Annotated in this window: 24 protein-coding genes and 3 pseudogenes; 22 read left to right on the top strand and 5 right to left on the bottom strand. The window is 39.6% G+C overall.

The features are described 5' to 3' along the window. Positions 1 to 69: 69 nt before the first annotated feature. Complete coding sequence (locus A8140_RS19090; protein ID WP_005535704.1) at positions 70 to 537, bottom strand: hypothetical protein; 468 nt, start codon at positions 535 to 537, stop codon at positions 70 to 72. Between the two features lie 493 nt (positions 538 to 1030). Between A8140_RS19090 and A8140_RS19085 the strand changes: the two genes are divergently transcribed. Continuing rightward, a complete protein-coding gene (locus A8140_RS19085) occupies positions 1031 to 1642 on the top strand; it encodes a short chain dehydrogenase (RefSeq protein WP_005535703.1) in 612 nt (203 codons plus the stop codon). 393 nt (positions 1643 to 2035) lie between these two features. Beyond that, positions 2036 to 2893, top strand: coding sequence for an aspartyl protease family protein (locus A8140_RS19080; protein WP_038863511.1), 858 nt, complete (start codon positions 2036 to 2038; stop codon positions 2891 to 2893). 180 nt (positions 2894 to 3073) lie between these two features. Here A8140_RS19080 and A8140_RS19075 read toward each other — a convergent pair whose 3' ends face one another. Beyond that, the gene (locus tag A8140_RS19075; protein WP_005535701.1) at positions 3074 to 3463 is read right to left on the bottom strand and encodes a hypothetical protein; all 390 of its coding nucleotides are present in this window, start codon (positions 3461 to 3463) and stop codon (positions 3074 to 3076) included. 338 nt (positions 3464 to 3801) lie between these two features. Here A8140_RS19075 and A8140_RS19070 point away from each other — a divergent pair, with 338 nt between their 5' ends. The 3 genes and pseudogenes from A8140_RS19070 to A8140_RS26025 form a co-directional block, all read left to right on the top strand. Then, positions 3802 to 4902 (top strand): NapC/NirT family cytochrome c, encoded by a 1101-nt coding sequence (locus A8140_RS19070; RefSeq protein ID WP_005535700.1) that lies wholly within the window; start codon positions 3802 to 3804, stop codon positions 4900 to 4902. 43 nt (positions 4903 to 4945) lie between these two features. Continuing rightward, on the top strand, positions 4946 to 7324 hold the full coding sequence (locus tag A8140_RS19065; RefSeq protein ID WP_005535699.1) for a molybdopterin-dependent oxidoreductase: 2379 nt from the start codon (positions 4946 to 4948) through the stop codon (positions 7322 to 7324). A 193-nt stretch (positions 7325 to 7517) separates the two neighbouring features. Further along, a pseudogene (locus tag A8140_RS26025) lies at positions 7518 to 7735 on the top strand (IS3 family transposase); the annotation flags it as partial. Between the two features lie 143 nt (positions 7736 to 7878). Here A8140_RS26025 and A8140_RS25235 read toward each other — a convergent pair. Further along, a complete protein-coding gene (locus tag A8140_RS25235) occupies positions 7879 to 8031 on the bottom strand; it encodes a hypothetical protein (RefSeq protein ID WP_157722016.1) in 153 nt (50 codons plus the stop codon). A gap of 179 nt (positions 8032 to 8210) precedes the next feature. On the opposite strand from A8140_RS25235, the pseudogene A8140_RS25705 reads away from it, so the two are divergent. Both A8140_RS25705 and A8140_RS19055 read left to right on the top strand, forming a co-directional pair. After that, positions 8211 to 8476: pseudogene (locus A8140_RS25705) on the top strand (IS5/IS1182 family transposase); the annotation flags it as partial. Positions 8477 to 9128: 652 nt separating this feature from the next. Continuing rightward, positions 9129 to 11342 carry a leukocidin family pore-forming toxin gene (locus tag A8140_RS19055; protein WP_005535697.1) on the top strand — a complete coding sequence of 738 codons (2214 nt, stop codon included), beginning with the start codon at positions 9129 to 9131 and terminating at the stop codon, positions 11340 to 11342. 383 nt (positions 11343 to 11725) lie between these two features. Here A8140_RS19055 and A8140_RS19050 read toward each other — a convergent pair whose 3' ends face one another. After that, positions 11726 to 12295, bottom strand: a complete 570-nt coding sequence (locus A8140_RS19050; protein ID WP_033000594.1) for a DUF2938 family protein — start codon at positions 12293 to 12295, stop codon at positions 11726 to 11728. Positions 12296 to 12497: 202 nt separating this feature from the next. Between A8140_RS19050 and A8140_RS19045 the strand changes: the two genes are divergently transcribed. From A8140_RS19045 to A8140_RS18990, 9 genes are all read left to right on the top strand, one after another. Beyond that, positions 12498 to 13394, top strand: coding sequence for a LysR family transcriptional regulator (locus tag A8140_RS19045; protein ID WP_033000591.1), 897 nt, complete (start codon positions 12498 to 12500; stop codon positions 13392 to 13394). 246 nt (positions 13395 to 13640) lie between these two features. Continuing rightward, the gene (locus tag A8140_RS19040; protein WP_005535692.1) at positions 13641 to 14159 is read left to right on the top strand and encodes a GNAT family N-acetyltransferase; all 519 of its coding nucleotides are present in this window, start codon (positions 13641 to 13643) and stop codon (positions 14157 to 14159) included. A 458-nt stretch (positions 14160 to 14617) separates the two neighbouring features. After that, the gene (locus tag A8140_RS19035) at positions 14618 to 15223 is read left to right on the top strand and encodes a Rossmann-fold NAD(P)-binding domain-containing protein (RefSeq protein WP_005537466.1); all 606 of its coding nucleotides are present in this window, start codon (positions 14618 to 14620) and stop codon (positions 15221 to 15223) included. Positions 15224 to 15371: 148 nt separating this feature from the next. Beyond that, entirely contained in the window at positions 15372 to 15764 is a 393-nt protein-coding gene (locus tag A8140_RS19030; RefSeq protein ID WP_033000829.1) for a hypothetical protein, read from the top strand. A 263-nt stretch (positions 15765 to 16027) separates the two neighbouring features. Further along, the gene (locus A8140_RS25465; protein WP_005537211.1) at positions 16028 to 16222 is read left to right on the top strand and encodes a hypothetical protein; all 195 of its coding nucleotides are present in this window, start codon (positions 16028 to 16030) and stop codon (positions 16220 to 16222) included. Positions 16223 to 16378: 156 nt separating this feature from the next. Next, the gene (locus A8140_RS19015) at positions 16379 to 16687 is read left to right on the top strand and encodes a hypothetical protein (RefSeq protein ID WP_005537209.1); all 309 of its coding nucleotides are present in this window, start codon (positions 16379 to 16381) and stop codon (positions 16685 to 16687) included. A gap of 132 nt (positions 16688 to 16819) precedes the next feature. Continuing rightward, the gene (locus A8140_RS19010) at positions 16820 to 17308 is read left to right on the top strand and encodes a GNAT family N-acetyltransferase (RefSeq protein ID WP_005537207.1); all 489 of its coding nucleotides are present in this window, start codon (positions 16820 to 16822) and stop codon (positions 17306 to 17308) included. Positions 17309 to 17448: 140 nt separating this feature from the next. Then, a complete protein-coding gene (locus tag A8140_RS19005) occupies positions 17449 to 17799 on the top strand; it encodes a cupin domain-containing protein (protein ID WP_004742476.1) in 351 nt (116 codons plus the stop codon). A 731-nt stretch (positions 17800 to 18530) separates the two neighbouring features. Next, positions 18531 to 18998 (top strand): NUDIX domain-containing protein, encoded by a 468-nt coding sequence (locus A8140_RS18990; protein ID WP_005530740.1) that lies wholly within the window; start codon positions 18531 to 18533, stop codon positions 18996 to 18998. Positions 18999 to 19031: 33 nt separating this feature from the next. Here A8140_RS18990 and A8140_RS18985 read toward each other — a convergent pair whose 3' ends face one another. After that, a complete protein-coding gene (locus tag A8140_RS18985; protein ID WP_005530743.1) occupies positions 19032 to 20000 on the bottom strand; it encodes an IS30 family transposase in 969 nt (322 codons plus the stop codon). Between the two features lie 190 nt (positions 20001 to 20190). On the opposite strand from A8140_RS18985, the gene A8140_RS18975 reads away from it, so the two are divergent. The 6 genes and pseudogenes from A8140_RS18975 to A8140_RS18935 all read left to right on the top strand — a co-directional run bounded on the left by A8140_RS18975 (position 20191) and on the right by A8140_RS18935 (position 24333). Continuing rightward, positions 20191 to 20946 (top strand): hypothetical protein, encoded by a 756-nt coding sequence (locus tag A8140_RS18975; RefSeq protein ID WP_152429142.1) that lies wholly within the window; start codon positions 20191 to 20193, stop codon positions 20944 to 20946. 148 nt (positions 20947 to 21094) lie between these two features. Then, a complete protein-coding gene (locus tag A8140_RS18970) occupies positions 21095 to 21505 on the top strand; it encodes a cytidine deaminase (RefSeq protein WP_010648722.1) in 411 nt (136 codons plus the stop codon). Positions 21506 to 21639: 134 nt separating this feature from the next. After that, a pseudogene (locus A8140_RS25460) lies at positions 21640 to 21974 on the top strand (5-carboxymethyl-2-hydroxymuconate Delta-isomerase). A gap of 139 nt (positions 21975 to 22113) precedes the next feature. Next, on the top strand, positions 22114 to 22638 hold the full coding sequence (locus tag A8140_RS18950) for a GNAT family N-acetyltransferase (RefSeq protein WP_005530754.1): 525 nt from the start codon (positions 22114 to 22116) through the stop codon (positions 22636 to 22638). Between the two features lie 167 nt (positions 22639 to 22805). After that, positions 22806 to 23441 (top strand): LysE family translocator, encoded by a 636-nt coding sequence (locus A8140_RS18940; protein WP_005530757.1) that lies wholly within the window; start codon positions 22806 to 22808, stop codon positions 23439 to 23441. A gap of 154 nt (positions 23442 to 23595) precedes the next feature. Beyond that, the gene (locus A8140_RS18935; protein ID WP_005530759.1) at positions 23596 to 24333 is read left to right on the top strand and encodes an SDR family NAD(P)-dependent oxidoreductase; all 738 of its coding nucleotides are present in this window, start codon (positions 23596 to 23598) and stop codon (positions 24331 to 24333) included. Positions 24334 to 24438 lie beyond the last annotated feature (105 nt).

Here is a 24438-nt window from a genome sequence, read left to right as displayed (position 1 = left end):
TGAAATCAGACGTATTGCGATTAATAGATTGATTTATTGTTAGTAAACTTCGAAGTCTCGAAATATTGTTTAGTGATTGGTTGGTTCTGGGTTACCTACGAAGCTTGAGTAATAGCCAGGGCTAAGTCTTATATCAGGGTCACTTGTTGCAATTCCCATCCAATGCCTAGAATAGCCAGGTACTTCTGCGTGAACATTCCAGTTATACCAACTGTCTCCATTGACATCATTGTGAAACCCATATGATTGACAATCGGAAACATACTTATAGTAATCTGATGAGTCACTAAGAATGAGCGCACCCTTGTGGATATAATGCGGATCTTCCCAATTGTTGTATACTATTGTTTGGAAGAATTTAAATTCACCGCGAACAGTGACTACATTATCGTTGCTAGGGTTGTATTCATCAGTATGGAGCCAGCCCCATTGGGTTCCATCGCTATTACCACAATAAATTTTCGCTTCGACTTCTCGAGTAGCTGCATTGTTAGATATAGTCAGAGTTGTTACTAATAATAGTATTTTAATTTTCATGATTATTTTTAAATTTTAAACCGACGTTGAAAATGAAATGGAATGTTATAACTAAAAAATCACACTTTCAATATCTTATTAATTATTTTTAAAATGTTTATAAAGTGTACTTTCTTGTGACTTTTATGTAACTTGTAAATAAGGGGAGGGGTGAGGTTTAATTTAATATTGTTAATAATGTAAATTAAAGATAATTATCAGAGTAGTCTGGTTTTTATAGCATTTTAAATTCAGGGGCTATGATTTTAAATTGTATCTACATGAAAATAATTACTATATAAAAATAAATGCTCGAAATTTGGTAAAGAAAATCTAAGAGCCCCTGAAAAGTTTTTTAACTGGGCGACTTTAAGAAATGTTTCGAGATGTGTGAGATTCATATTAGCTCTATTTTATAAACGGTGATGTGAATTTTTACGGTTTTTACCACCATGATTAGTGTTTATGCTAACAGGCGTTAACTCATCGACACAACTTATATGGAGAATACAGGATGAAAATAGCAATCGTAGGCGCAAGCGGCACAATCGGCAAAGCAGTAGTTAAACGATTAGAAAAAGAACACGAGGTAATAAAAATGGGTCGCTCTTCTGGTGACGTACTTATTGATATGAGTAGTCGTGAATCAATTCGAACTGCTTTTGATACGGTCGGAACTGTTGATGCGATTATTTGTACGGCTGGCCAAGTTTCATTCAAACCATTTGGAGATTATCGTGATCAAGATTGGGAAGTTAGCCTTCAGAGTAAACTCATGGGACAGATTCGCTTGGCAGAAGAAGGCCTCAATTATCTGAATGATGGCGGAAGTGTAACTTTGACTTCGGGTATAACGTCTGATGCTCCAATTCGTTTTGGTACAAGCGCAACGACAGTTGGTGGTGCTATCGAGTTCTTTGCTAAATCTGCAGGTTTAGAAGCCCCGCGTGGTATAAGAATTAACGTAGTAAGCCCGACAATATTGGAAGAATCTGTTCCTGTATATGGAGATTTCTTTCCTGGTTTCTCAACAGCTTCTGGTAAAGAAATAGCAAAATCTTACCAACGTTCAGTTATCGGATTAGAAAACGGTTACACCTTCAAGTGTTTCGCTGGGAACAGTTAGTCAAATGTAGCGACTTTTTGAATTTTCCCTCCCGTTTGGCTGTCTCTTCATCACGACTAGTGATATACAGACACCGCGAATCCAAGTTTAGCAATAAACTTGGATTTTTGTTTTTCATGTCATTTATCGTACGAGTATTGAGCTTGAATCGTAGCTCTCACTGTTAAGTCTTGATGATAGTTCACATTGGATGGTTTTTATAAGAGTTGATTGGTACAGCCTAAGACCATTGTCACGAATATTAGAGTTTTTAATTGGATTACAGTCTTTGGTTGTATATGGTGCTCACGCTCATATAAAATCTTTTTGTATTGATTGAGTTGTAAATAATAATAGCATTGAGTCTGCTATGACTCGTGTATTCAAAATGATGCCCAGACCTTGGAAGTTAAAATGAAAAAAATATTTTGCTTTTTGATATTAATGACATTGTTCAACAATGCGTACGCTAACCAAGCTTTAGGAAGTATAGATTATGATGAAAGAGGATTGCCGATTGTAAATGTAATTATAGATAGTAATCCTTACAAACTAATGCTAGATACAGGTAGTAGTATGGGGTTACATATAAATGAAGAGTCACTCTTTGCCTTAATTTCAAATATTAAGTATCAAGCAAAAAAAGAAAAGCCGTATAAAAGCTCAGATATTAATGGAGAAATAAAATTAACTGAGACATGGACACTCCAAAACCTGACTGTTTCGGAAGCTACGTTTAACAATGTAGGGGTGGTAATACTCGAACCTTGGGGTTGGAGTGTTGGAGACAAGTTACCAGAAAGCGAAGTAATGGGGCTGGGCTTATTTGACAGGCACATTGTGCACATGGATTTCAAAAATAATGTCTTGGACCTGTTGTCTCAATTACCAGGAAATATACACGAGTGGGAAGCGTACTCCCTGAAAGACACTTATTCAGGTCTAATGATAGATGCTCTAACAGGCAATAATGACTTGTCTTTTATTTTAGATTCAGGGGCTTCATATAGCTTTATTTTTTCAGAAAGTATTCCAAAAAAAGCGAGTGTATATGGTTGCAATAAAATCGAGCCTAAAGCGTTATCAACAGACTGTGAGACTACTGCGGTCACGCTGACTGATTCATATGGAAATCGAAAAGAAGAGTTTGCTTATATTGTTGACACCCCAAAGCCTGAGGAGTTCGATGGTCTACTTGGAATGAATTTTTTGCGTGGCCGTGAAACAATTTTAGACCTCAATACAAGTACTCTTTACCTAAGTAAATTATAATTTAGTTCTTAGTAGGGGGTTTAAATCCAAGCTTATAAGTAAGCTTGGGTTTTTTATTTGGTTTATAGATTTTAAAACTTATTTTTTTAATGTTCTAAAAATAAAAGCATATTGTTAAGGGTTTTCAGCTATGGGAGCAAATAGAATAAATTGGATTTGATAACATTTTGAGACAGATACCTACATGCTAGTATCTGGTTTTTCAGTGAGTGTCAGTACAAGACTTTCAGTGGTCAACTTTATACCGTTGGTACTTTCTTTCATCACTGTTAGATGCTCTGAAGTAATTAGAATTATCTGGTTGTTGTTGGTAGTGAGGGGGAAGGTTACTTCTACATTTCCTTCATAAACCAGCGTATTTGGGGAGTCACTCTTCAAGTGAGTAGAGTCACTGACTATGTTGAGTGATGTGCCGCTACGAATCTTCATTACAACGTCACCACTGTAGATTTGATAGCCCCCATGTTGCTTTCCTTGTTTCGAAGATATCGTGTAGGGGTTTATTGTTCCGGCAAATGATATAACACTAAAAAATAATAAAGAGAGAGTTAATGTATTTTTGGTTTTCATTTCTAATCCTTATCATAAACTATAGACTCAAATGGTAAGCTTTTTCTAAGAAAAATGGCAGTCCTTTACAACTTCTAGCGATCTAGTAACGTCATTATTATCGTATGCTTAAGTGACTTAATATCAAACCTTATATTTAGCTACACAAGTCATATTGTTAAATCGGAAACGTTACCTAGTAGGTCATCAATGTCTAAATGAATTTTGGTGGTCCAATTACCTTTTCTCGATCTGTTTGTCCTTTAGTCGATACTTTTTGTTCTTATTTTGATACTTGTAAATTCTTATTTAAATTTAAATTAACCATGTAAATGGTGCGGGTTTTGGGGTTGTCAAGCATGAGAAAAATAACAAGAAAAACAATTATAATCTTTTTTATTATTTTTATAATTACTTTTGGGCTGGTCAAAGCGACTGATTTTGCATTACATAAATCATCTGAAACTGATTTTTGTATTTCATGTCATTCAATGAGAATTCCATATGATGATTATATAAAAAGTCCACACTATGTGAACCAACATGGTGTTTCTGCGCAATGTAAAGATTGCCACATTAATGAGAAAAGTAATATTGATTATCTAACTGCGAAGTTAGGTGGAATGAAAGATATCTGGTTTGAGGTAACTGGTAAAATAGACTCAAAACAAAAATATGAAGAACATAGAATGGAAATGGCTCAAACTGTTTGGAAACAAATGGAAGCTAATAATTCCGCCACGTGTCGTAGTTGTCACGATTACGAAAAAATGAATTTCGACCTGATGCCTGAAAAAGCTAAACAGCAAATGCAAATTGCCGCAAGTAAGAATCAAAGCTGTATAGACTGTCACAAAGGTATCGCCCACAACTTACCAAAAGTAAAATCAGACACATTTGATATCAATGAGTTAAAAAGTGGCTCGATAGCTTACACAACGGAAATTTCTCCACTTTATAACGATCAAGATTTTATTGAAATTAAAGCTAAAATTCTACCTTATACTAAGTTTACCGTTTTAGACAAAGCGAATGGTGCCACAAAGATTAAACTTAGCGGATGGCAAGAAGCGCACAAGAATTTGCTCTACGCGATTGGAGGGAAGCGAATTACTGATGCTGTAATAAGAGGTTTAGATAGTATAGAAGAAACTGGTGAAAATTTTTATGAAAATACCACTAAGAAGTCTTGGAAGGAGCTAACTATAATCGCTTGGGTTAAGAGTACACCTGTTACTAAAAATATTGATCAGCAATGGGAAAAAAATAAGTTCGAGTACGAATCTAAGTGTGCGCAGTGTCACCAGAAGGTACAAGAGCATCACTTTAGTAGTAATGAATGGCCAGCTCAATTTAAAGGTATGGCACGTCAAGCTAAATTAAATAAAAATGAAACTCAAGGGATTTTAAAATACCTCCAATATCATTCATCAGATATAACAAAAAAAGCGGGAAACTAAAATGGTATTAACAAGGCGTGATTTTATTAAAAAGAGTTGCTCAGTGAGTACGAAATTGGCTCTTACTATGCAATTGAGTCCACTCGCATTTGCATCACAAGCAGATCCTAACTTACGAAAGGTTTTAACTGGCTCTAAGTTTGGTACATTTGAAGCTGAATTGAGTGGTAATTCCATCAAAAAGATTTCTGTGGATAATATCCACTCAAAAATGGTTTACCACGCTTATAAAACAATTAATAATCCGTCACGAATTAAAACACCTATGGTTCGTAAAGGTTATTTATCTGGTGACAATAGCGACCGCGGTAGTAATGAGTTTGTTCCTGTTAGTTGGGAAAAAGCCATTGATATTCTTTACAAGGAGTTAGATAACGCACAATCACAGCATGGGCCTTCTTCAATTTTTCCTCTTTCACATTGGGGAATGTTTGGACAGTTTGGTAATTGCGGTACAGCAATGCAGCGTGCTCTAAATCTTCATGGCAAAACTATGAGTTCAACAGGGTTTTACTCTTTCGCTGCTGCTGAATCTATTTTGCCTGAGATTGTTGGTGATATTGAAGTAACCTCTGAACAGACAACGTTAAACTATGTGGCAGAACATACAGAGTTGCTCATCTTATGGGGTTGTGATCCTATCAAAAACTTAAAGATAGGACTTAGTGTTCCAGATTTTTCACCTTATAAATACTGGCAACAAATAAAACAAAAAATAGAGCAAGGTAAAATCGAGGTGATCTCTATTGATCCCCTTGCAACAGATACCCAAAATTACCTAAATGCTAAAAATATCGGCATTAAGCCGCATACAGATACCGCTTTAATGCTGGGACTTTGTTACGAGCTATTAGAGCAAGAAACGTATGATAAGCGCTTCATCGAAGATTACACAGATGGACACGAAGAATTTTTTGCCTACCTTTTAGGTGAAAAAGATGGCGTGAAAAAAACAGCTAAGTGGGCTTCGGAAATTTGTGGACTTTCAGTTACTACTATTAAGTCACTTGCTAAAAAGTTCACCAGTAAACGTACTCTGCTTTCTAGTGGCTGGTCTGCACAACGTGCAGAACATGGCGAACACTACTGTTGGTCTTTAGTCGCATTAGCTTCAATGATTGGTGAGATTGGTCTGCCCGGTGGCGGCTTCTCGTTTGGATATAATGCAAATGATGCAGGTGCAGCAACCTCAAACGGTTCAAGACTTGGCGTAATGGGTGCAACGGTGAAGGGGTCAACACCAAAGTATGATAAACCTTATACAAGTACACCATACTTTCCGACATCACGTATGGTGGATGTAATCAACAACCCAGGAAAAGTCGTACCGTTTAAAGGTAAAGATATTACTTACCCTGACTTAAAGGTTTTTGTTGTTGCTGGTGCAAACCCATTATCGACACATCAAGACGTAAACCAACTGAAAGAAGCATTAAATAAACTTGATTTTATTGCAACGATTGATTGTCAATGGACTGCAACCTGCCGTTTCTCGGATTTAGTGTTACCAACAACGACAGTTTGGGAGCGCGATGAATTAATACCATACGGAAATGCAACTAACCGCGGTGTTATCGGTATGAAGAAACTGGTAGAACCGATGTATGAGTCAAAAGACGACTATGAAATATGGCGTTTATTTGCAGCTAAATTCGACCGCGAAAAACAGTTTACTGAAGGGAAGACCCAAATTCAGTGGTTAAAAGAGTTTTACGATAAGGCATACACTGATAATCAAAACCGAGGTATCAACATGCCTGTGTTTGAGAAGTTCTGGACGCAAGATAGCGCTATTTTTGAATATCCCGGTCAAAACGATTTTGTTCGTTATGCCGACTTTAAAGAAGATCCAGACCTTGATGGATTAGCTACTGATTCTGGTTTAATACAGCTATTTTCACAAAAAATCGCCAATGCAAACCTTAAAGACTGCCCACCTTATCCATGTTGGATGGAGACGTCAGATTGGAAAGAGCGTTCATCAGGTGAGTTTTTCCACCTAATATCGCTACATCCAACAAACAGACTTCATTCACAGCTTTGTGGTGTGAAAGAGTTGCGAGATCTTATTAACGCCAATCAGCATGAACCTCTATGGGTTAATCCTGCTGATGCAAAAGAATTTAATCTTGTCACGGGTGATATTGTCGAAACATATAACGCGAAAGGTAAGGTTTTATTGGGTGCTATTGTTTCAGATAAGGTGAGTCCAGGTGTATTGGCAACCCAGGAGGGGGGGTGGTACAGTCCTGATGGTGATGCCTGTCTGTATGGGAATATAAACATCTTAACAACGGATCGTGGTGCTTCATCTTGGTCTCAAGGTCCATCAGCACAGACCTGTCTAGTCAAAATCAAAAAATATCAAGGTTCATCCCCTAAGATTGATTGCTTTGATGGCCCTAAAATAGTGAAACCATAAGCCGCAAAAAGGCTGAGCCCTGTCATATGGGACAGCCTTTTATTTGGTTACGTCGCAAATCTAATTAGAGGTGTGACAGGCCTTACCTACAGATATATTTATAATTCGATTTTATAGAATCGTTTAAAGGCCGTCTGACCTTCAACTGCTTTTTGCACTCGTTTAACATTATGCGCATTTCTAGTCTACTTAATTATCAATGGCCTTATTGCGTCGTGGTTTCCCTCAGCAGTTTAAAGGAATAGTGACAGAGGTAGACAGTACTGCCTAAAAGACAATCGAGACATCACAACTGCTGATAATTTATAGTCAAAGTATAAGTAGGAAGGGAAGTTTCTGAGGTACTGCTGTGTTGAGAGCGTTTCCCATTCAATGATAGTTGAAGCGACCCAGAACGAGCCGATCATGACTATACAAGATGATACTGAGTTCTTGGGGATCCAAGCCCGGTTAACGTTGAAAATCAGAAAGACGCCTAATGAAATATTCAGTCTGATTGGAGTAGGTCACTCATGATTGTTTGCCTGACAATATTAAACATAACAGCTATTGAGTTAATATCTTCTCCATTCTTTATCCGCAAGCAAGCTTTTTAAGCGATGGATGAAAACCAAACCTATTTCATTCCGCCCTGCACAAGCAAGCCCAGCACGGATCCTTTCAATAAGAAGTACTTCATCAAATGCAGCCACATCAGAAATACACATGCGTTGTCATCTTTCAAGCCGAGTTGTCAGATCTATGCCTTCTGACGCTTGGTAATGAGTACGAACAACCGTCTCTTCCAAATGCTCAATGGCTTTTCCTATGTCCACAGTGTCTCGTCTAAATCGAACCAATTTGGTTGCGACAAGAACATCCTCGAGCTCAGGTCCCTCGAGGACTTTTACAAGCATCACTGTATCTAAACAAAAGTTCTACAGGTCAGTGGTTTAAATCATTAACTGGTTTCTTTGAACTGTATACCTCATGTCCAATCATGGACAGAAGAGGCAGCGAGCTTTAAACAGAAGGTACATCTTTGGGTTGTTGAACTAACCCATAACTGGTTAAACCATTGTCGTAGGTTGCTTGTTCTTTGAGAAAAGAAAAAACTACGAAGCCATGTTGCTTTTAGCTTGTGGCCAATTTTGGAATATATCTCTTTTGGGACAAGTTCCAAGTTTAATTTTTGATATTGTTGTTAATAAATTAACTCAACCTAATTTAGTTCAATTTAATTTATATTCATTCAGTGATTCAAATATCATTTGTTGTTATTTTAAGAAGGGTTATTTAACTGAAAAAGTATTTTTTAGGATGAAATCTGTGAACTACTGTGAATTTTTTATTTTTTTGCATTGTACATTTAGAAATATAAGTGATATTTCTGTAATTATGCAGTGGCGGAAGTTATAAATACCAAAACTACTTAGGGTTGCAGGTTGGCGGTAAGCGAGCGAATACCTATAAGTATGGATAAACTACGTGATCGTAGTGAAGGGTCGTGGCAAACAGCGCTGCAGCTTAAAGTAGAAATAGGGTATGTATTTCAGCTAAAAGGATACACGAGCAGCACTTTTAGCATAGCTACATGCATACTTAAGGGTGATTATTTGCCCGCGAGATATATTTAGGTTGTGAATATTATAATTAATTGAAATTATAGAAATATTACTTAACTCATAATATAGAAGATGATTTATTAGCAACTACTATTTGAGTGTTTAGTATATTTCTCATTATTTCAGTGGTTTGAGTATAAGTCACTTCGCTCGGAAATATTTCTTGTTATAACTAAAATTACAGAGTTAGTGAGGTTTATATGCCAAAATTTAACCGTAGCGCAATCGCGATAATGACAATATTAAGCGCGATCTCCAGCCCAACCCTGTTGGCAAATATCAATGAGCCAAGTGGTGAAGCGGCTAATATTATTAGTCAAGCCGCTGATAGCCACGCAATGAAATATTATAATGCTGCTGATTGGCAAGCTGAAGACAATGCATTACCTAGCTTAGCTGAGCTGCGTGATTTGGTGATTAACCAGCAAAAAAGTGTTTTATTTGATTTCAGTCAGAACAGTGATGCTGATGGTCAAGCAGAGATGCAAGCCCAATTCAGAAAGACTTATGGTGTCGGTTTTGCTAATCAATTTATTTTCATCACTGAACATAAAGGTGAGCTGCTGTTTACACCTTTTGAACATTCAGAAGAGGTTGACCCTAAATTACTCGAAGCGCCGCTTACAACTCGTTCTGGTCTTAAAAGTACGGCACCGACAAATAGCGAAACAAGCACCTTGCCGCATGTGGCGTTCTACATTAGTGTCAACCGTCCAATCAGCGATGAAGAGTGTACCTTTGACAACTCTTGGCTGTGGAAAGATGAAAAAGGCAGTCGACCGTTCTGTAAAGATGCCAATATCTCATTGATTTATAGGGTTAACCTAGAACGTTCGTTGCAATACGGAATTGTTGGTAGTGCAACACCGAATGCAAAAATTGTGCGTATCAGCCTTGACGATGACAGCTCTGGTGCAGGCATCCATCTAAATGATCAACTCAGTTACCGCCGGTTTGGAGCCAGTTATACAACTTTAGATGCCTATTTCCGTGAGTGGTCAACCGATGCGATTGCCCAAGATTATCGTTTCGTGTTTAAGACATCGAACAATAAAGCAGAAATTCTTGAAACCTTTCCTATCGATAACCTTAACGTGAAATATGAGAAGAGAAAGCAGTCAGGTTTTGAACTTGGGGTGACTGGTGGGGCTGAAGTCAGTGAAGATGGTCCGAAAGCTAAACTGGAGGCGAGAGCGAGTATTACTCAGAGTCGCTGGTTAACCTACAACACACAAGATTATCGTGTTGAGCGTAATGCGAAGAATGCGCAAACTGTAAGCTTTACATGGAATCGTCAAGAATACGCGACAGCAGAATCGCTGCTCAATCGTTCGACTGATGCTCTTTGGGTTGATACTTACCCGGTAGACGTGAACCGTATTAGTCCACTGAGTTATGCGAGTTTTGTGCCGAAGATGGATGTGATTTACAAAGCCTCAGATACAGAAACAGGCAGTACGGATTTTATCATCGACTCGTCGGTCAATATCCGCCCAATCTATAACGGTGCTTATAAACACTACTATGTGGTCGGTGCTCATCAGTCCTATCATGGCTTTGAAAATAGCCCACGTCGGAGAATCACGAAGTCGGCAAGCTTTACAGTCGATTGGGATCACCCAGTATTCACTGGTGGTCGTCCGGTTAACTTACAACTTGCCAGCTTTAACAACCGCTGTGTTCAAGTCGATGCCCAAAGTCGCTTGACGGCCAATACGTGCGATGATCAGCAATCAGCGCAATCTTTCATCTATGATCAGCTTGGTCGTTATGTGAGTGCGAGTAACACCGAGCTCTGTCTTGATGGTGCGGCACTAGATGTGTTACAAACCTGTAACCAAAACCTGACTCAGCGTTGGGAATGGCGTAAAAATACAGATGAATTAACCAATGTCTACAGCGGTGAATCCCTTGGACATGACAAACAGACGGGTGAGCTCGGTTTGTATGCAAGCAGCAACGATGCGGTAAGCTTACGTACCATCACCGCGTATACTAATGTGTTTAATGTACAAAAAAGTTCGCCAATTCTGGGTTACACACAAGGAAAAATGAATCAGCAGAGTGTGGGACAAAACTATCGTTTGTACGTTCGAGAGGGGTCTGCGATTGATGCATTGGGAACGGCGTCCGATTTATTGGTTGGTGGCAACGGTGGTAGCTTGACTTCGGTGGATCTATCCGGCGTGAAATCTATCACGGCAACCTCTGGCGATTTCCAATATGGCGGTCAGCAGTTGGTGGCGCTGACATTCACCTACCAAGATGGGCGTCAGCAAATGGTAGGTTCGAAAGCGCATGTCACCAACGCTCATGAAGATCGTTTCGATTTGCCGGATGCCGCTAAGATCACTCAACTAAACATTTGGGCTGACGATTGGTTAGTGAAAGGGGTTCAATTTGATTTGAACTAAAAATAGACGTTAAAGATGAAAGTATGCCCTGAAAATTCAGGGCATTTACTGGATTTAGAACCTACCCCAAAACGGGCTTATTTCGAACAATGAGGCTATAAGTTAAATGCAGAATGGCCTCGGCGTTTTTCAAAATACTTCTTACAAGTTGCTTTTTAGTTACGCATCCTCTTTATATGCATTTACATGAATTATGCCAACTGGTTACCCGAGTGAAGCACAAGCACCTGCTCAAAGAATTGTTCTTGAGTGAGCGTTAGCGGGATGAGTCAATGCGCTTTTTCACCAATCTCTCTAATAAAGTATAAAAAAAATAAACTACTGATATTCTGCTCACTTAGTGCTTTATTCTGCTTGAGGTTAAGGGGGGATGAGAAAGGGAGTTATCCCTCGGTACTGGCTACCTTTGCGTGATGTTCTTTCGCTTCTTTGAAAATCTCTAATCGGCTTTTGTAGAGCACTTTAGTTGTAATAAACAGACCAATGCCGTAGCAAGAATGACAATAAATAGAAAATAAAATTGCTTGGATAGTATTAGGGCTATTCACATGGAAAAAGCCTTCACCAAAGGCATAGCTGACTACAACTAAAGGGAAAAATAACAATGACCATGCGTAGACGAGTGACTTTTTAAGGCTCGGTTTTAGAAACAATCCTTTCTCGACAAAGCTAATATAAAAAACAGTATAAGCTAAGCTCACGCTAAAGTGCATAATCCAACCTATGAGAACATCATGTGGGACTGCAGGCACTTGTTGTATAGATTCAACCAAAGGATGCCCTTGAGTAATATAAACCAAATAACGGCCTAGGCTCTCAAAGTTGTTCAGTGGATGATCACTGAACAATAGATACAAGTTACTTCCAAGATCTAAGCAAAGGCCACTAAAAACACTAATAAACAGAAGGTGAAGAAGGTAGGATGAACGCTGGTGATGGGGGTAATAGAACATAGAGCATCTCCGGTTTAATTCTGTTTTCGCTGCGAGCATGAAAAAGCTTGTCATGGTCAGGTGTGGTTCATTAACACCGTGACATCGCCTTCATAAGTTCAATATGTTTGTTAATGTTTATAAGTTTAAGGCAATGAAATGTCGGGATATATAAAGTATGCTTTATACAAAACATTACTGATGGTTATGTATAGGCTCAAGAGTGAAAACAAATTTAGATTTGAATTTGCTGGTGGTTTTTTTAGAGGTGTATCGGCTTCGTTCCATCACATTAGCGTCGGAATCACTAGGTTTAACGCAACCTGGAGTAAGTGCTGCGTTAAAGCGGCTGCAATCCCAGCTGGGTGCGCCTCTTTTTGTTAGAGAAGGGCGCGGAATTAGCCCAACACATGCTGCAATAAAGCTAGCGAATGAAATCGAACCTGCGCTAACGGCGGTAGAGAGTGCGCTGGGCAATGTCGCGGATTTTGATGTCCAAAATCATCACACGTTTACAGTTTATGTAAATGAGATAATTATGCATATGGTCAGAAACAAAATTGAGCTCGACCCAACGATGGGTAACTGCAAAATTAATTTCCATATGACGCCCAATACAGAAGGTGAGTTGTTATCTCAGTTAAGCTTACACAAAGCAGATTTGGCCATTGATATTGGTTTGCGCAGTAATCCGTCTTTTACCTATCAATCCTATATCGATGATGAAGTTGTTGTCGTGTGTCGTAAAGATCATCCCCACATTCAACAGACAATCACTCAAGCGCAGTTTTATGCAGAAAAAATTATTTTTATGCAAAAGAGGCGAATCGACTTACTCGAAATGAATTATTTCTCTGATGAACGTTTTCTGCCAAAAGACGTAGACTGTGAAACCGCATCCGTTCTTTCAATATTAGCGTTAGTGTCAGAGAGTGACGCTGTTGCTCCTGTAAGTCTACTGATGGCCAATAAATACGCCTCGTTGTTTAACTTACAAATTCTGCCATTGCCGTTTTCCTCCAAGCCTTTTCAACACGTTATGATGTGGCATAAGCGCGATGACCATAACTCAGCTAATCAATGGTTGAGAAATAAACTTTGTGATGTCTTGCGACGTTGACGTTATATCAAAAGTTTGGCCTGACGTAAGATACAAAAAAACAATGCCACACCAAAAAAGCGAACCGATCGGTTCGCCTTTGTATATTTAGATTCTACTGGTCATGTTATATCAAGTTGGACCCAACTGCTTGTCTGGTGTGTGACCATGTGTAGGACATACATGATGAATATCTTAACTTATGTTATTGAACGTTATCTCTAATCCGATATAACTTGTATAAAAATTTGTTGGAGGAGACGTAAAGTGATAAGAGAAATAAAAGAAGACGACTTTGAACTATTCTGGCCATGCTTCAAACAGATAATCGAAGAACAAGAAACGTATGCATTCGATCCTACAATGACATATCAGGAGGCCTTCGAACTATGGTGTAAGGCCCCATTAAAGACATTTGTTTATGTAGAAGGTGACCAAGTTCTAGGCAGTTACTACATAAGACGAAATGCACAAGGACCTAGTAGTCATATCTGCAACTGTGGTTTCATGGTGCAAGGTCAGTCTCGTGGTAAAGGAATTGCAAAAAAGTTGTGTGAGCACTCGGTCGAAACTGCCATTAATTTGGGTTTTAGGGCTATGCAATTTAATTCTGTAGTGTCCTCGAATGAAGTGGCGGTTAACTTATGGAAGAAACTGGGTTTTACCATAATAGGCACGATTCCCTTAGCCTATCTTCACCGAAAGCTTGGTTATGTTGATAGTTTTATAATGCACAAAACACTAGTCAGTGAAGTCGAAGATTCTATCGTGAATGTATACTCGTAAAACCCTGCGCTTCAAAATCTTATGCTTCTCAGTATCATTGGATGGTTAGCCTTGTAAGTAAGAGGTGTACAAAACCTTCACGGGCTGAATTTGTACCTGTGGCACTTTCTAGCTTGAAAGTGTCCAAAAGCTTCTCAGGTTGAATTTTTACCCGTGGCACTTTCTAGCTCGAAAATGCTCGATTCCTTCTCAGTGCTAAAGTCTAACCACAATCTGCAATTGTAAGTTTGCCTTATCTGTAGTTATCCAAGAGAGTGTGTACGTAAGCTTTTTAAAAATTATGAGTCATCTTGCAATCTAATGTTCAATACACCTCACTAACCTATTGATTATCAATTGAACTGCGTTCACAAAGATTGCATGATAGGAGTATGAAAAACGGCTGAAAGCCGTATAGAAAGCGTTATGTGCTAAGCGCTGAACTTGGATTAATACATATAAAAATCAAGGAGTAGTTGATGAAAATTCTCATTGTTGGTGGCAGTAAAGGTCTTGGTAAGTATCTAGCTTCGAACATTCATAATGCTGAAATATATATGATCGCCAGGACAGAGCAAAATGATGAACGAATTTCTAGCTTCAGTATTGATGTTAACCCAGAGAAAAAGCCAGACTACTCGTGCCTTAAGAGTGTTAAGTTCGACATAGTTGTGTACCTAGTTTCTATGTGGGGGGAATCATCGAATCTTACAACTGTAGAGTTAGCTGATTTTATGAACGTTGGCCCACTAGGCTATCTCAACTTAGTTAATGAGCTTCATTCACAAGAGTCACTAAGCGAGAAGTGCAGTATTGTCTCAATTGGTTCAACGGCAGAGCTATCTGATAGTACACAGTATCCAGCATTTACATTGAGCAAAAAGCTACTAAAAGATGTTTCAGGTCAGCTCCAAAATATACATCATTGTTATCGTTTTACTCATTTCACGATAGGTGGTATTGGTCAAGGCGAAGAGGAGCGCATAGAATATTTTAGCGTTTTGGAAATCATAAATACGTTAGTTAAAATGGATTCAAACACCTATATTTCAAGTATGCTCATAAAATCAAAGCTTGGCATGTAAAGTACGCACATAACAAAGCATTTAAGAGTGATTCCCAACGCTTGGCATTTTTCATTCCATCGTTGGGTTTTGTGTTTACGGTGGTATGGTTAGGTTTAGTGGTAGCGTTGCTCACACCTTAATGCGGCGTTAGCTGGTAGGAGGTTATATGGAAATTAATACCGACTTTGAGAAGATGAACTTTCATGATGTATCTATCAAAGATGTCTCCAGAACTGACTCCAAGATTATCATCGTTCTCAGTGGTATTTTCATCAGCAAAGAGCACCCGAGTTCAAATGGAAGCGATCTAATTGTTCAAAACGGGGTGATGACTCTATACAACGTATCCAATGAAAAAAGTCTCACCTGGTTAAATAGTGTTGCACCTGTCAGCCACGAAACGCCAGAGTGCCCAATTGATGAAATCATGAATGCGAAGTTTGATGGAAGCACATTCCACTTTGATGGCTTTAAGGAAACGATGCCTTGGCATGAGTGGTTTATTCAGGCAACAAGTTTCAATTTGGTCGCCTCCGATGTTGTGGAGACAACCAGCTAACAAATTGTTCAAGAGTGATTCGGCACGCGTGGCATTTTTACTATGCGTTAATTTTAGTAGTTAAGGTGGTATGCGGGAGCTTCGGTATTGCGTGCCTCACACCTTAACAAGGCGTTATGTTCTAAATTAGATATAAAGGATAAACAATGAGAAAATACTTGTTAATGAGTCTATTGATTTTATTACCATACGGAGCGATGGCTAGTGGTGCAAATTAAACAATAGAACAAATTTATTACTGCGGTGAAGATTTTGCCCTAAAAATGAGCGGTGGTGATTGGTATTTAGTTCAAAGAAAAACTGTAGGCGATAAAAAATTTGACCATTTTTTGTCCATGGCAATGTTCATGATGGCTTCAGAGAAAAAAACAGCTAACATATTCCCTCGTGAGCCACTAGATAATTGGTGTGGGAATAGTGGGTTTAAGCCCATAGATAAACTGAGTATTCAGAAATAATGGTGGTAACAATTCGCTCGAACATAACAAAGCGTTTAAGACGGATTCACAACGCTTGGCACTTTAAGTTCAAGTCAGCTTAAGTGTTTAAGGTACAATGGGTTAGGTTTGGTGGTTGGCGTTGTTCACCACTTAACGCGGCGTTAGAGGTATAAAGTGGAATATTCAATTGAAGAAGCATCCAAAGAAATTGGAAAGCGTGTATTAGTATCCATAAGGATTGTATCTCCAAATCGCGATGATGAATATGGTGGTTTCTGGGGAATAATTGTTTCAGCTCACGAGAATGGGTTATTAGTCAAAGTCGAAGGTGGTAGTGAGGATGAATTTGAAATGATCCCACCAGATTTCGAATTTCTGCAACCTGCCAAGTATGATTTTTACCAGTTTGAAGACAATCAAATAATTGAAAATGTTGATTATGAAGTATATTGGTCTGCAGCTGATGACCCGGAATACCTCTAACAAACTGCTTAAGACGGACTGCCAACGCTCGGCGAATTTACTTCAAAGTTTGCTCTGTGTTTAAGGTGGCTTGTTTAGGTTTTGTGTTATGTTATCAGCCACTTAGCAGGGCGTTATGTGTTTGGAGGGAAAATGGTTAGGGAAGCGACAAAAGACGATTGCGTAAAATTAGCGGCATTGTCCATTAAAGTTTGGCTAGACACATATGCTCGAGAAGGTATCAAAACTGAATACGCTGAGTATGTCTTGTCTACTTTCACTGCAACCTACTTCTTAGAAATATTGGATACGATTAAATATCGTGTGTTTGTAAGTGAAGAACAGGAAGTTATTCAAGGCTATGTAATGGTTAATCTTGAATCGCATTATCAAACGTCCAGTAATGGCTTTGAAGTCGAAAAACTATATGTCGATAACACTTTCAAAGGGAAAGGGTTAGGTCGAAAGCTCTTGAATGAAGTCGAAAACCAGTTGGGTAATAAATACTGGCTTTACACTTGGGTTGAAAATGAATCCAATGGATTTTATGAGCATCTTGGGTTAAGTCGAATAGGACTTCTAACCTTTGAGTTTGCAGGTGCTTCAATAGAAAATAACGTGTATCAGTCAGCCCACACATAACAAAGCATTTAAGACGGATTCCCAACGCTCGGCATTTTCAGTTTGCTTCAGTTTCAGTGTTTACGGCACAATGCTTTAGGTTTGGTGGTCTGCGTTGCTCACCACTTAATGCGGCGTTATATGCACAGAGAGAATTACAGATGATTCGTAATTATTTAGAAACGGAAAAACAAATTCAGAACTCTGCCCATGATGGGATTGGCTCTGTCGAGTTATATGAAATTTGGAGTAAGTCAGACTTCGCTAGCAGCTGCGATTTTATCGACAGACAAATTATCCCACCAAATTCTACGGTTGGTTACCATAAACATGGCAACAACGAAGAGATGTATATCATTCTCGAAGGCTCTGGAACAATGACTATTGATAACCAAGAGGTTAAGATTAAAAAAGGCGATATGATAAAAAATAAGCCTTATGGTGAGCATGGTTTAATAAATGATTCAGATTCAGACATTGAGCTGTTAATTATTCAGTTTAGCCTGGATTAGTGTGCATATAACAATCTGTTTAAGAGTGATTCGCAACGCTTGGCATTTTTGCTATGCATTGCGTTTAGTGTTTAAGGTGGTATGCAGGAGCATCGGTATTGCGTTGCTCACACCTTAACAGGGCGTTATGCTTCAAAGGGATTTATGAAAGAGCTTTTATTATTGGTCTTAACTTACGTTATTTTTTATGGCATGACCTTTTTAGATAGGGACTTATCCGAGCTCTCGCATAAGGTAGGTGTTGTGAATATAAAATCAGTCAATTGCTACTCAATTGGGCGAACTACATACTGCCAAACGATTTTTAGCTTGGGTTCAGAACCAGGTTTGTTCACTATCGACGCTGACATATCATCAAATTTCGATAAGGAGGGTTTTTACTTCAACCGTAAGGTAGAAGTTCTATCCATGCCTCAGTTGGTCGCCGAAGGGTCAGGCCCATCTTATGTTAGTCACATTACTAGAAATGGCTACTCAATCTATGGTTCTACAAAATGGTTGAGTAAAGATGATTTTTACTTCGTCAATGCCACCATGTTACTGCTGTTTGCACTATGGGTTCTCGTTCGGCTGAAACACTTTGACAAGAAGCATAACAAGTTGCTTAAGAGCGATTCGTAACGCGTGGCATTTTTACTATGCGTTGATTTTAGTGATTAAGGTGGGTGTGCGGAAGCTTTTGTATTGCGTTACTCACACCTTAGCAAGGCGTTAGCTTTCAAGGAGGAAAATTGAGCGCAAGTGACTATATCAAAGAGGTTCGTTCTAAGGTTGGAACGATGCCACTTCTTATCCCCGGCGTTGCGGGTGTCATTTTAAATGAAAATAAAGAGTTACTACTTCAGCAAAAATCAGATGGCACATGGAGCCTTCCTGCCGGAATGATTGAACCTCAAGAGTCGCCAGTGCAAGCATTGATCAGGGAAGTTCGCGAGGAAACAGGTTTGGCTGTAAAAGTAGATTGCCTACTTGGTGTATTCGGCGGTGAGGGTTTTGGTTTTACATACCCAAATGGTGATCAAGTTGAATACACAGTCATCATGTTCAAATGTGTAGTAGAAAGTTGTTCTCAATCCGCACTCGATGATGAAACGGTATGCCTTAAATGGTTTTCAAAAGGTAATATGCCAAGGCTTGAGTTGCCGTACCCGTTGGATTGTTTATTTGCAGAAAATGATTCAGCGTACTTCGTTGGCTAGAAACTTAGTATCAAGTTTGAAGTGCGACACTTTTTACAGATGCGCATGAATATACTCCGTTGGTGTCCTATACCCAAGTCTTTTGCGTGGGCGCGTATTTAATTTGTGTGCAATTTCATTGCAGAGCTTCTGTGTTACGTGTGACATAGAAGTTCGTTTTGGTAAGTATTGTCGTATTAAGCCATTAGTGTTCTCATTAGTGCCTCGTTCCCATGAGTGGTATGGGTTTGCAAAATAAAACATACAGTTATGATGTTTCTCTAGTTGTGCATAACCATGAAATTCAGTGCCATTATCTGCAGTTATCGTCTTAAAAGGTAAGTCAGAGCGGGTCATGATTTTGCTCATTCTTACGTTGAGCGACTCGCTTGTTCTATCGTCCATTTGCCCAATAAAAGTGTAGCCAGTCATTCTGTCGACTAAAGTCACGATACAGTGCTTGGTTCCGCGGCCAACGACGGTATCAATCTCCCAGTGACCAGGCTCTTTTCGATGCTCAGCTTTTGCAGGTCTTTCGGTAATATGGCGCTTTGCTGCAAGTCGACCTCGGCTGTCTTTTGAGTTATACCTTTTACGCCTTTTCTTATTGGATTGGCGTAGGTGCTTCCATAGTGTTCCACCGAGAGTTTTGTCGTTCCAAACGTACTCATAAATGAGCTCGTGGCTCATTATTGGATAGCCTCTTACCCTTAGGTATCCAACGATTTGGTCAGGACTCCAATCCAGTCGTAGCAGGGCTTCAGGCAACCTAAAGTCGATTTCGCTGTAGCGCTTATTTCTGCGTGACCGGCGCAGCCGGTTGCGAGCCATTTGTTGGGCTCTCCATGCCTGATAGGAGTACCTTTTAAAGTGTCTGTTGTATCGGGAGTTGCGTTCAATTTCTCGATAGATAGTGGCTTTGTGACGCCCCAGTTGTTTAGCTATTTTAGCGGTACTAATTCCTTGCTTTCTGAGCGCAGAAATCATATACCTTTCGTTCTCAGTGAGGTGCGTGTATTTCATGCTTTTTACTTCTTGGCGGGAGCAGACTTCATGATTATCGCATCTCACTGTTTTTATGTTCAGAGGTGTCGCACTTCGTACTTGAATCCAAGAAAGCTAACAATTGTTCAAGAGTGATTCGGCACGCGTGGCACTTTGACTATGCGTTAGTTTTAGTGGTTAAGGTGGTATGCGGAAGCTCAGGTATTGCGTGCCTTACACCTTAACAAGGCGTTATGTGATTGGAGTAAATTTGAATATTCAGGAATTTAAACAGTTCATAAAAGAACACATACATGCTTTAGAGCCTAGCGGAAAAGAGAATCCACTAAAGGTTCAAAAGCGTTTTCAATTGACGCCGAGAGAGTACTTGAGCTTTGCAGAAAATGAGTTGAATAATTCTTCTGATGTGAGTCGCATTAACTGTGTATCTCACCTGAAGCGTGCGCTGGATTGTCAGTTAGATACTTACTTTCATACCTTTAACTTGTATGAGCTTTTTAATAAGCGTGCAATTAAAGTCAAAACTAAACTGGAGTTTATAGGCGCACTTGGTTTTTTAAACTCCCGTTCGCTAGTAAGGCTGAACAACATAAGAAATGGTATGGAGCACGACTATGTCGTCCCTGATATCGCTGATATTGAGGTTTATTTCGATTTAATTACAGCTTTAGTCCAATTGCTTGAGCATGGGGCGTTTGAAGCTGCGGGTTGTGACTTCGGTATTTACTCCGATACGAGTTGTAGTGACTTCAATGAACTCATAATAAAGTACGACCAACACAATACTAGCATCCACGTACAGATCAAGGCGGGTGAGGAAGAGAACAATATAACGTTTACGACCTCAGCAGAAACCAACATTGAAGACTTCGCTTATATGTTCAAAGTACTAAGAATGTTGAATCTACTTTGGGATTGTCAGTGGGGGCATGAGTTTGTACTTCGTGAGTTAGAAATCACATAACAAACTGTTTAAGAGTGATTCGCAACGCGTGGCATTTTTACTATGCGTTGTTTTAAGTGATTAAGGTGGCATGCGGCAGCATCGGTATTGCGTTGCTCACACCTTAACAGGGCGTTATAGCGCTCGATAAAATTGAATATGGATGGTCATGGAAAATATCGAAAAAGAGCTATATCAAGCAGCAATAGAACTAGTAAATATGCGATATCCTTCTGGTTGGGGTGGTGCTGCGGCTGTTAGAACAGAGTCAGGAAAAATATTGACAAGTATTGCTCCTGATATTAAAAACGATGCTCTTTCACTATGCATGGAAGTGGGTGCTTATTTAGAGGCTCACAAACTCAATGAGCGAGTGACTCACTCATTATGTCTGTGTCGTGAGAACGAGAACGATGAATTTCTAATCTTGTCACCATGCGGAGTTTGCCAAGAGCGTCTTGTCCACTGGGGTGGGGATGTCAAAGCAGCTATAACAACTCCAGAGAATGCATTGGTTTTCAAAACTATACGAGAATTAATGCCTCATCATTGGTCACTTGTAAACGGTAAAGCGCTATAACAAACTGTTCAAGAGTGATTCGCAACGCGTGGCATTTTCACTATGCGTTGCGTTTGGTGTTTAAGATGGTATGTGGGAGCATCGGTATTGCGTTGCTCACACCTTAACAGGGCGTTATATTTAAGGAGCAAGTTTTGCCTCATTGTATTATTGAACATTCATCACCTATCGAGCCAGTAGAGTTGAATCAGAAGGTGTTTTTGGGGCTCTAGAGTCGAATTTGTTTGAGCCAGATGGTAGCGATATAAAGGTTAGAAGTATCGCATATGAAAATTATCAAACGGGCTCTAACAAAGAGAACTTTATTCATGTAACTCTATGTATTCTTTCCGGTCGCAGCGAGCAGGACAAGTTACTTTTGTCTAATAGTGTTATGTCTAAGCTGAAATCAATCCAGTTAGTCGGTGCTTCTTTAACGGTAGAGGTTGTCGATATAGACAGAAACAGCTATTCCAAGCAGGTAGTTTAAATATAACAATCTGTTTAAGAGTGATTCGCAACGCTTGGCATTTTTGCTATGCGTTGCGTTCTGTGTTTAAGGTGGTTTGCGGTAGCTTCGGTATTGCGTTGCTCACACCTTAACAGGGCGTTAGGCGAATGGAGGCATAATGAACTACGAGAATGACGTTTTTAGAATTAGGGAGCTTCGAGAAACTGATGCAGACTCATTGTTTAGTTTGTACTCTGGCTCAATTTCTTCTGCAAAGTACATTTCGACATTGCCTCATGATACGGTGGGAACTACGCTCTCAAAAATTCAGCAATGGAGAAAATCCTATTTGGAAAGCCGTCCCAAAGTGCTAGTTTATGGTGTCGCAGAAAGCCAAAATGACTTTGTGTTTGGGGTGGTTGTGTTTGTGTTCAATGAACAGCATGCTGAGATCCATTTTGGTATATCAGACAAATTTAGTAATCGTGGAATTGCGACGCAATTGTGTCGTACTGGCTTGGAATATTTAAACAGCTTGGGTATCAAGGAAGTAAGAACAAATCCATTTGTTGGGCACATAGCAAGTGTAAGGGTTTTAGAAAAGTCAGGTTTTTCAAATCATGGAACGCTAAAAAACTATGCGCGTTTTCCAACTTTAGGTGACGGTCTTTTCAATTGTGCAGATATGCGCATAAGCCTTTGAAAATTCGCCTAACAAATTGTTCAAGAGGGATTCGCAACGCGTGGCATTTTTACTATGCGTTGGGTTTAGTGTTTAAGGCGGTATGCGGCGGCATCGGTATTGCGTTGCTCACCCCTTAACAAGGCGTTAGGGCTCAATCGCGCAAGTTATTACAAGGATAATTATAAATGCTGGAGCAATACTTATTTCTACTGCCAATCGCTATGCTGTTACTCTTTGGTGCGATGACACCAGGCCCTTCATTTATCTTGGTAGCGCAAACAGCTATGTCAAAATCTAGATCTGAAGCCATGTGTATTTCTATTGGTTTAGGTTTAGGGGCAAGCATATTTGCATTTATTGCCTCAATGGGGCTCATTGCACTTTTTGATGCTGTGCCAGAATTTTACGTAGCTTTCAAAGTTTTTGGTGGTCTATATCTATGTTATCTGGGCGTGAAAATGTGGCGATCGAGCAAAAGCAAAGTGAACTCTACTGACGCAGAGCTAACTAACAAACCAGCTCATTTTAAGGCAGTATTTCTTGGCTTGGCGACACAGTTAAGTAATCCAAAGACTGCAATTGTATTTAGCAGTGTGTTTGCAGCTATGTTACCCGTGAAAGTGCCTGCTCATACAACATCAGTATTGGTTGCGGGTGTGTTTGTCTTAAATTTCTCTTGGTACTTCCTAGTTTCTGTTTTGTTGTCAAGCCCAAAGGCTCAAGCCAGCTATTTGCGGTTTAAGTCCTACATCAACAAAGGTGCAAGTGTATTAATGGGGTCAATGGGCAGTAAATTTGTTGCTGAGAGTTTCAAGTCCTAACAAGCAATTTAAGAGGGATTCACAACGCTTGGCGCCCTCACTTCAAGTCAGTTTAGTGCTTATGGCACAATGCTTTAGGCTTGGGTGGAGGCGTTGTTCACCCCTTAACAGGGCGTTAGCCGTCAAAGCACACAAATAGGAAAGGAGTACTAAATTGAAAATCGCATTAGTCACTGGTGGTTCAAAAGGAATCGGTTTGTATTCAGTTCTTCGGCTCGTGAAACAGGGATATAAAGTTGTTACGTGCTCACGTTCGAGGGAGGTTTGGCAACATGCCATGCAGAAATACCCAGAATTACAAACTGTCGATTACCAGTTGGTTGATATTGCCGATGAACAACAGTTAGACGGTTTATTTACTCACATCGCGGAGAGCTACGGGAAGTTGGATGTAGCGGTCAACAACGCTTCTCCGGCTCTTGCTTCTAGAGGCTACCTGCCAGAAATTGATGTAACACTTCTCAAAGAAACGCTTCATGTGGATTTTTTGTGCCAAGCTTTGTGTTTAAGGTCTGAACTGAAACTAATGGAAGCAGGGGCCTCCATAGTAAATGTAAGCTCTGTAAATGGTCTTAGACCAACTCCTAATGCATCAATGTATAGTGCTGCTAAACACGCCCTTGAGGGGCTGACTAGATCTGTTGCCCTAGAAAGCATCAAATCTGGAATTCGAATCAATGCGGTTGCCCCAGGTGTAACGTGGACTCCTCGATGGGAAGAAAGGCAACTTGAAAACTCTAATATCCGCGCAGATGTTTCTGATGTAGTACCAATCAATCGCTTTGGAGAAATCGACGAAATCGTCAATGCCATTGAGTTTTTGTTATCAGATAAAGCCAGCTATATCGTGGGTCACACGTTGGTAGTTGATGGTGGGCTATCGTTGGCATGAGCGACTAACAAGTATACGGATTCCCAACGCTTGGCACTTTCGGTTTACTTCAGTTTAAGTGCTTATGTCATAATGGTTTAGGTAGGGTGGTAGCGTTGCTCACCA

Origin of the sequence: Vibrio campbellii CAIM 519 = NBRC 15631 = ATCC 25920 (assembly GCF_002163755.1) — a bacterium.
GTDB lineage: Bacteria > Pseudomonadota > Gammaproteobacteria > Enterobacterales > Vibrionaceae > Vibrio > Vibrio campbellii.
Note: the sequence above shows the minus strand (reverse complement) of the source record. Positions and strands in the feature narration are given on the sequence as shown.

Excerpts from the sequence above, each read along its gene's own strand:
- A8140_RS19070 (WP_005535700.1), top strand. The coding sequence starts at position 3,802 with ATGAGAAAAATAACAAGAAAAACAATTATAATCTTTTTTATTATTTTT.
- A8140_RS18970 (WP_010648722.1), top strand. The coding sequence starts at position 21,095 with ATGGAAAATATCGAAAAAGAGCTATATCAAGCAGCAATAGAACTAGTA.
- A8140_RS25465 (WP_005537211.1), top strand. The coding sequence starts at position 16,028 with ATGAGCGGTGGTGATTGGTATTTAGTTCAAAGAAAAACTGTAGGCGAT.
- A8140_RS18985 (WP_005530743.1), bottom strand. The coding sequence starts at position 20,000 with ATGAAATACACGCACCTCACTGAGAACGAAAGGTATATGATTTCTGCG.
- A8140_RS19080 (WP_038863511.1), top strand. The coding sequence starts at position 2,036 with ATGAAAAAAATATTTTGCTTTTTGATATTAATGACATTGTTCAACAAT.
- A8140_RS18940 (WP_005530757.1), top strand. The coding sequence starts at position 22,806 with ATGCTGGAGCAATACTTATTTCTACTGCCAATCGCTATGCTGTTACTC.
- A8140_RS19085 (WP_005535703.1), top strand. The coding sequence starts at position 1,031 with ATGAAAATAGCAATCGTAGGCGCAAGCGGCACAATCGGCAAAGCAGTA.
- A8140_RS19010 (WP_005537207.1), top strand. The coding sequence starts at position 16,820 with ATGGTTAGGGAAGCGACAAAAGACGATTGCGTAAAATTAGCGGCATTG.
- A8140_RS19075 (WP_005535701.1), bottom strand. The coding sequence starts at position 3,463 with ATGAAAACCAAAAATACATTAACTCTCTCTTTATTATTTTTTAGTGTT.
- A8140_RS19055 (WP_005535697.1), top strand. The coding sequence starts at position 9,129 with ATGCCAAAATTTAACCGTAGCGCAATCGCGATAATGACAATATTAAGC.
- A8140_RS25235 (WP_157722016.1), bottom strand. The coding sequence starts at position 8,031 with ATGTGTATTTCTGATGTGGCTGCATTTGATGAAGTACTTCTTATTGAA.
- A8140_RS19005 (WP_004742476.1), top strand. The coding sequence starts at position 17,449 with ATGATTCGTAATTATTTAGAAACGGAAAAACAAATTCAGAACTCTGCC.
- A8140_RS18950 (WP_005530754.1), top strand. The coding sequence starts at position 22,114 with ATGAACTACGAGAATGACGTTTTTAGAATTAGGGAGCTTCGAGAAACT.
- A8140_RS19035 (WP_005537466.1), top strand. The coding sequence starts at position 14,618 with ATGAAAATTCTCATTGTTGGTGGCAGTAAAGGTCTTGGTAAGTATCTA.
- A8140_RS19030 (WP_033000829.1), top strand. The coding sequence starts at position 15,372 with ATGGAAATTAATACCGACTTTGAGAAGATGAACTTTCATGATGTATCT.
- A8140_RS19050 (WP_033000594.1), bottom strand. The coding sequence starts at position 12,295 with ATGTTCTATTACCCCCATCACCAGCGTTCATCCTACCTTCTTCACCTT.
- A8140_RS19090 (WP_005535704.1), bottom strand. The coding sequence starts at position 537 with ATGAAAATTAAAATACTATTATTAGTAACAACTCTGACTATATCTAAC.